Below are 6,418 nucleotides of genomic sequence, written 5' to 3' on the forward strand. Positions count from 1 at the left end.
CACAAAAGCATTTTTGTCTGGGATATCTGCACCATTTTGGTTTTTTGCCAATTTACTATTAGCATTATCATAAGCTGCTTTTACCGCTTTGGGTGTTGCTGCTGTAGTTTCATCATTACTATTAATGGCACTATTAAGTTTTGTAAAACCTTTCTCTGTCAACGTAGCATCTGGGTGGTTACGGCTTTTTTCATGTTTCTGGATAGAACTATCTACATAATCACGAGTCGCCAAAACGACAGAGGGATCGATTTTTAGCGTTACCGAATCCGTATTGCTAACAATCAAGATCATTCTGATAGTTTGTGTTCTGCCTGAACCTTCCTGTAATTGTGGTTTATAGGTTTCCGGGCAATTTGCTACTGCAATTAAGTTACCTTCACTATCAAACAAACCAATTTCACGCATCCACCAACCACCCTCACTTTCAGGGATAATTTGTTCGGCAATAATTTGGTTGGTGTTTATCGGGTCGACACTTAATGTATTAATTGCAGCACGGCGCTTTTCATTAACCAATTTTGTCTGATTGACGTCAGGATCTGGTAATTTACCGCCACCGTCACCAACAGCCATGTGAGTAATATCGACTTTTGTCCCCAAAGCAGCAGCGTTCGCCAGTTTCGCCGCACCTAGGTTAGTTAAAATTGCAAAGTATTTCATGGTGAAACCCTCAATGTATCTGTCTCGATCAAATGAATTGCAGCGCCCAAAGGAGCATTGTCGCTAGTTGTGATGACGTCAGGGAGATACTGGTAAACAGTGAGGTCATCTCCACTATAACTCGTCGCAGCGCAATAAAATTCGCCCTTAACATCCAAGTTGATTGACAAACCTATCAAATGACGACTTACAGGCTTGGCATCAGAAATTAGCCGTTCCAGCTCTAAAAAAGTTTCTTCGGTGATCCCGTTTTCCTGTACTCCTATCGCCAACCGGAATGTGCCCGGTGTTTCGTTGTTTAGCCACCATTCCTTTATTTGAATGAGATAACCAAGCGGTTCTACCACGCGACGGACGGCACCAATGGTTCCTTTATGTTTGTGCAAAAACAGCGAGTTTTTTATCACGTCCCGCTTAGTGCTTACCGACCAGTTTTCGTCCCAACGATCAACCGACCATGCCCACGCTAGATAAGGTAATAATTCCTCAGGGCAAGTATCAGGATTCCAGAGTTGACGAAGCGGTACTGGAATATTCTGCAATTGCGAACACGCCTTAGCAGCAGCCAACTCCAAAACCGTAGAACCTGTTGGTAACAGGCGGTCATTCATCCGAACCTCCTACGATCAAATCTGAATTTGGCTTGGAACAATCAGCTGTTTGGGTTTTCCCTATTTCCAGTTTTGCACCAGTACAATAAGGAGCTTGATCTTTACACAGTGTTATGTCCTTAGTTGGAGCTCTCAGTTCTACCTGCTGTACTCCTGCAACATGCAGGGCAGCATAAATGGCAGATAACCGAATATCTCTCCCCAATTTATGTTGATCTAACACGTACTTATCCATATTTTGTTGAGCCAATTTACGGATAGGTTCAGATTCAGGTGTTGGATAGAGATAAAGCACAGCATCAATTTGATATTCCACAATGTTGGCTGACTGCACTTTTACCCGATCAGCAACTGGTCTGACGTTTTCGTCATTAAGTGCCGCAATCACTTTATCCAGTAACTCTTGTGAAGCTACACCTTTATGCTCTTTATCTTCTTCGTCTTCTTTATCTTTTTCCCATTTCCATTTCCGCGACAAAATAGTCACAGTCACATTGGCTGGTGACGGACTGACAACGGAAACATCTGCAACAGTTTGATATTCACCTTTGTACTCATTTCTATTAGCATGAATACTTTCATTAACTTTAAGGGCATGATATTCATACGCACCTATCGGCCCGGCAACACTGAGCCCTTCGAAAGCTCTTTGGATACGATCACGGAAGGTACTATCAGGCTCCATAACTGCCCGAGTAACGTTATAGTTCGCTCCTAACTGGTCTAAATCGCTATTGGTTGCATAGGCCAACATTACTGCACGAGCGGCTTCATTAACCCGCTGGCGCAATATCAATTCCCGGTAAGCGTTTTCCTCAAGTAACTTAACCAGAGGTTCGGATTCCAATTCCAATGTTCGAGTAATAGCATCCCGTTGCTCTTCAGGATAAAGAGATATTAATTTGGCTTTACGTTCAGCCAACAGGCTTTCATAATCCAGTGGCTCAACTACATCAGGTGGCGGCAACTGGCTTAGATCAATGGTCGGCATTGTTTTACCTCACAGGGATAGATAGAGAAACCCCCCCAGGGGACAGCTGATAATGACCAGATATATCTACTGTCATTTTGCCGTCTTGTTGGGTATTTATGGTGATAGCTGTCAGATTAATTCGTGGTTCCCAGCGGCTAATCGCTGTATAGGTGGCTGCCATCATTTGCAGGCGTAGAGCCGCATTCTGTGGCCAGTCAATTAATTCGGGTAACAGAGAACCATAAGTGCGCCGTTCCAAACGACTACCAACGGGGGTTAGTAAGATGTCGCTGACAGACTGGCGTACATGATCCAGATCCGTCAGGCTACGACCAGTTTGTCGATTCATTCCAAGGTACATCATTATACTGGACCTCCTGTTGTCGCACCGCCTGCCATGACGCCGGTGTGTTGATGCGAATGTAGAGTTACACCGTTAGAACTGAGTTTTCCGCCTGTATTTTCAACATTACCTTCCAGCTTAGTGTTTCCTTTCAACGTCAGTTCTGATGCCTTCAATTCGATTTTTTCTTCTGCTTCACACTTGACTTCATGTGATTTCAGTTCGAGCTCTTTTTTTGCATCCAGCCCAATCTTGTTGAGTGCTTCCAAACCAATTTTGTTTTTTGCATCCAGCCCAATCTCGTTGTATGACTCCAATCCTATTTTGTTGTATGACTCCAGTTTTATTTCGTTGTATGCCTTTAATTTTATATCTGTCGCTTCAAGACTTATGGAATGTGAAGCCTTTACCTCAGCAGTCTTAATACCTGTTACCTTTAAGGCACCAAATTTCGGCTCATACTCCATTACTGCCTCATCAGGGAAAACAATATGAACAGCTTGTTCAGAACGACCCGGTGGTGCCGCAGATTGGGCTGATAATCCACCATCAGGAAAATCAACATGGTCAGCTTCTGTAAAAAGAGTCGATGGTTCTGGAAATTGATTAGAGTAAATAGCTGGCAATACAAAGGAGGTGGTCAATTCACCGCCAACAGATAACAGCAAAACTTGCTCACCACGGCTGGGAGCCCACCAAGTTCGGGAATTACCTGCTCGCATTGTCAACCAAGGCCGCCAGTCAGTTTCGAGATTGCCTGTTGCAATCCGGCACACTCCCCGGTTGGTATCTACCTCGGTAACAACACCAGTTCTGATTAGGTTGCGCAATAAGCGCAGAAGTTCTGTTAGTTGTGTATCCATGTTTGGAAAAATGCCATTTGGTGGTTGTGGATTTATGTATGAAAGAATGCCAGCAAAGACCGTTGCCAACATCAAAGAGGAATTGTAAGAAAGACAAAACAAGTTTCTTGAAATGGGAAAATATAATAACATAAATTAAAAAGCCCTTCCCGTAATCGAGAAAGGCCCTTATGTAATCTATGTTACTAGGTAATTCTTTTGTTAAAGCTTGACTCTAATAGTTAAAAAATTAAGATTTTCGCTGCTTGATTATATATTAAGTATAATGTTCCAGTTCAACTTTTTATTTATCTAACCAGAATAGATAACTTTAATTTCCTGATATAGAGTGATCATTCTGTTTAAAAACCATCAATTCAGTATGGATATCTTTAATCCCATAGTTGCAAAATAGGTTTCGTTGTAGCTGTCATAATTTCTGGCATCTCAACTTCTGTACCATGTGGCAGAATCACGCCATATTCGGCCAAACCTGGGTTAACTAATAGTACCTGTTCTGTCATGCCTTGAGTCCGACCATAATGACGCCAGCATAAAGCATCAACAGTATCATGCTGCTGTGCAATTATTTTCATTAGGTATACCCTCTCTAATTTAGTCAATATTGTTAAGTTAAAGTGTTATGGTGCGCTGAATCGTGGGAGAAAAACAATGAAACAATATTGTTAAGGAAACAGTACAAATGAGAAGCAAGAAGCCACTTTTCAGTGGCTAATTTAATAGTTAATCATATCTTCCAAAATTTACTGAATTAATAGGGAAAATCTATTTTTCAGCTCATTTCCCAATGTAATCATTATCAACTTAGAAACTTTAGATTATTTATCATACAGAATTTCCACTTTTATCTACCGCATTTATTCTTCAAGCGTTTCGTGGTAGTTAATAAGTTGTTTTGCAAGTGGTGTCGACAATTCAGCAATCCAAACCAAAGCAAGTTCTTTATCCTCAGCATGATTACATTCACAGCTCGTTGCCATTCTGGCTATAAAATTAATACGTTGCGCTATTACTGATTCCATAAGAAAGTCCACTGACAAACTTACCTCCGCATAACATAACTGTATATAAGAACAGTACACGTTGATTAGAAAAATTTAAAGTGGTTTTTTATCCTTTTTGGGAACTATATTTGATAGTGTTAATATATTAATTATTGTTTTTATTGAAATAATTAATGGTTAAAAAGGTTTCTTTCTGATCACAATCCGTTGTAATTAATAAGTTTTTCTTATTTTATCGCTTGGGAGATTTTTTCTCTTTATTTAGATGACATAGTTTCACAAAGTATATAGATTGAAATTTAGATGCCTATGATGCAATATCCCTTATCGGATCTAATGAATTTATTTGGGCTCACTATAGCTCTTAGTCAGAGAGCTTTGTGGAGACGGCAAACTCACTAAGCTGTACTTTCAATGAAAAAAAACATAACTGAGATAAAAATGGGTGCAGATAGTGGAGGAAAACAAGCTATCGAACGTCTTGTTAATGCATATGGGTTTAAATCACGTCAAGCATTGAGTGACCATTTAGGTGTGTCTAAAAGCACAATGGCAAACCGTTATTTAAGGGACAGCTTTCCAGCAGACTGGGTTATTCAATGCAACCTTGAAACCAATGCTTCATTGTTATGGTTAAGCACAGGACAAGGAGAAATGTTCCCTGATGTAGAAAAGAAAAGGGAATCTTTAAAAAACATTATTACTCCGACAATACAGCGCGTTAAATTGGTTGGTGGAAATCTGAACGATGACGCTCCAGTAATTTTAGATAACCAACTTATTACTAAAGAAATAAAAAAACCTCTTATTGTAGATAACAATAACACCTGGTATTTGCTGAATACAGAAGAACCTGATGTTCAAGATGGTTTATGGTTAATTGATATTGAAGGCATGCATAGCATTAAAAAAATCACAAAAATCCCAGTTAGTAAGATCCGAGTTTGTGGTAACGATGTGACTTTCGACTGTGCAATTAATGAAATTAACTTTATTGGTCGCGTTTACCTGGAGATCACCAGGTACTGATACGCTTTTCAATTGTAAGTAAATTAATTTACTTAGATGTGTAAATTCTATACTAATGGTAATTTGTTAGCCAAAAACCTCCAGATGCAGTGGATTTCATACACAATAAATTCTTTTGCTAGCAATAATTAATTGTTAACTTATTCTGTTGTTACTTTAATAGTATGTTTAGTGCGGCGAAAGCTTTTTGCATAGATAAAGAAACGTGATATATTTTGCATAAATTAATAACCAATCAGCCTTGGGTATTACGAATACAAAATTAAATGTTTAACTAGCCGCACCACAAATACTAATTTGATCGACAATTTATTTTATTTACTGGAAAATACTTATATATTGTAGATAACGATGTGTTGTAAATTAATGATAACTGTTTTCGTGTGTGGCCTTTCGCTAGCAACCTTGCTGCTTGTTGTTGTTCAACAAATGAAAGTGATACTGGTCTGCCACCAATTCTCCCTTGGGCACGAGCCGCTATTAATCCTGCATTTGTTCTTTCAACGATTAATTCCCGTTCCATTTCAGCCAGAGCACTCATAACATGAAAGAAAAATCGCCCCATAGAAGTACTGGTATCAATGCTATCAGTTAAGCTTTGAAAATGAATACCGCGTTCACTTAAATCAGAAATTAAAGTTACCATATTTTTTACGCTACGCCCCAATCTATCTAGTTTCCAAACAACTAGAGTGTCACCTTTTTTAAGTTGTTTTAAAGCTCGTTTTAAACCTGGTCTGTTGGATGTTTTTCCGCTAATTTTATCCTCAAAAATTTGCTCACAATTTATACTTACCAATGCGTTTCGCTGTAAATCACTGTTTTGGTCATTTGTTGACACCCGAATATAGCCAATCTTCGCCATATGTAACCCTGCCTAATACCAATGTGAGACTATTATTGTAGAAATTATCACGGATTGGCGAATTTTT

9 protein-coding genes are annotated in these 6,418 nt (G+C 39.2%); 1 reads left to right on the forward strand and 8 read right to left on the reverse strand.

Annotated elements, in window-relative coordinates; genetic code table 11:
• The 7 genes from EAE90_RS22525 to EAE90_RS22555 form a co-directional block, all read right to left on the reverse strand.
• On the reverse strand, positions 1–663 hold a 663-nt coding region (locus EAE90_RS22525; protein WP_214055367.1), incomplete at its 3' end, for a phage tail protein.
• Positions 660–1,274, reverse strand: coding sequence for a phage tail protein I (locus EAE90_RS22530; protein ID WP_214055368.1), 615 nt, complete (start codon positions 1,272–1,274; stop codon positions 660–662). The genes EAE90_RS22530 and EAE90_RS22525, both read right to left, overlap by 4 nt.
• Positions 1,267–2,265 (reverse strand): baseplate assembly protein, encoded by a 999-nt coding sequence (locus tag EAE90_RS22535; RefSeq protein WP_214055369.1) that lies wholly within the window; start codon positions 2,263–2,265, stop codon positions 1,267–1,269. Before EAE90_RS22535 ends, EAE90_RS22530 begins: the two co-directional genes overlap by 8 nt.
• 4 nt (positions 2,266–2,269) lie before the next feature.
• Positions 2,270–2,611: a GPW/gp25 family protein gene (locus EAE90_RS22540; protein ID WP_214055370.1), complete on the reverse strand. Its 342-nt coding sequence runs from the start codon at positions 2,609–2,611 to the stop codon at positions 2,270–2,272.
• Positions 2,611–3,453 (reverse strand): phage baseplate assembly protein V, encoded by an 843-nt coding sequence (locus EAE90_RS22545; RefSeq protein ID WP_214055371.1) that lies wholly within the window; start codon positions 3,451–3,453, stop codon positions 2,611–2,613. The genes EAE90_RS22540 and EAE90_RS22545 overlap by 1 nt, the downstream gene beginning before the upstream one ends.
• Before the next feature lie 371 nt (positions 3,454–3,824).
• Entirely contained in the window at positions 3,825–4,028 is a 204-nt protein-coding gene (locus EAE90_RS22550) for a tail protein X (RefSeq protein WP_214055372.1), read from the reverse strand.
• 282 nt (positions 4,029–4,310) lie between these two features.
• A complete protein-coding gene (locus EAE90_RS22555) occupies positions 4,311–4,475 on the reverse strand; it encodes a hypothetical protein (protein WP_167337845.1) in 165 nt (54 codons plus the stop codon).
• 396 nt (positions 4,476–4,871) lie between these two features.
• Here EAE90_RS22555 and EAE90_RS22560 point away from each other — a divergent pair, with 396 nt between their 5' ends.
• Positions 4,872–5,486, forward strand: a complete 615-nt coding sequence (locus EAE90_RS22560) for a phage repressor protein CI (protein ID WP_214055373.1) — start codon at positions 4,872–4,874, stop codon at positions 5,484–5,486.
• A gap of 292 nt (positions 5,487–5,778) precedes the next feature.
• Here EAE90_RS22560 and EAE90_RS22565 read toward each other — a convergent pair whose 3' ends face one another.
• Positions 5,779–6,351: a recombinase family protein gene (locus EAE90_RS22565; RefSeq protein ID WP_214055374.1), complete on the reverse strand. Its 573-nt coding sequence runs from the start codon at positions 6,349–6,351 to the stop codon at positions 5,779–5,781.
• Positions 6,352–6,418: the final 67 nt, after the last annotated feature.

Origin of the sequence: Photorhabdus caribbeanensis (assembly GCF_018448885.1) — a bacterium.
GTDB classification, from domain to species: domain Bacteria; phylum Pseudomonadota; class Gammaproteobacteria; order Enterobacterales; family Enterobacteriaceae; genus Photorhabdus; species Photorhabdus caribbeanensis.

What these genes read in the sequence shown, in the direction of transcription:
- EAE90_RS22530 (WP_214055368.1), bottom strand. Translation starts at nt 1,274, where the DNA reads ATGAATGACCGCCTGTTACCAACAGGTTCTACGGTTTTGGAGTTGGCT.
- EAE90_RS22560 (WP_214055373.1), top strand. Translation starts at nt 4,872, where the DNA reads ATGAAAAAAAACATAACTGAGATAAAAATGGGTGCAGATAGTGGAGGA.
- EAE90_RS22565 (WP_214055374.1), bottom strand. Translation starts at nt 6,351, where the DNA reads ATGGCGAAGATTGGCTATATTCGGGTGTCAACAAATGACCAAAACAGT.
- EAE90_RS22540 (WP_214055370.1), bottom strand. Translation starts at nt 2,611, where the DNA reads ATGATGTACCTTGGAATGAATCGACAAACTGGTCGTAGCCTGACGGAT.
- EAE90_RS22555 (WP_167337845.1), bottom strand. Translation starts at nt 4,475, where the DNA reads ATGGAATCAGTAATAGCGCAACGTATTAATTTTATAGCCAGAATGGCA.
- EAE90_RS22535 (WP_214055369.1), bottom strand. Translation starts at nt 2,265, where the DNA reads ATGCCGACCATTGATCTAAGCCAGTTGCCGCCACCTGATGTAGTTGAG.
- EAE90_RS22550 (WP_214055372.1), bottom strand. Translation starts at nt 4,028, where the DNA reads ATGAAAATAATTGCACAGCAGCATGATACTGTTGATGCTTTATGCTGG.
- EAE90_RS22545 (WP_214055371.1), bottom strand. Translation starts at nt 3,453, where the DNA reads ATGGATACACAACTAACAGAACTTCTGCGCTTATTGCGCAACCTAATC.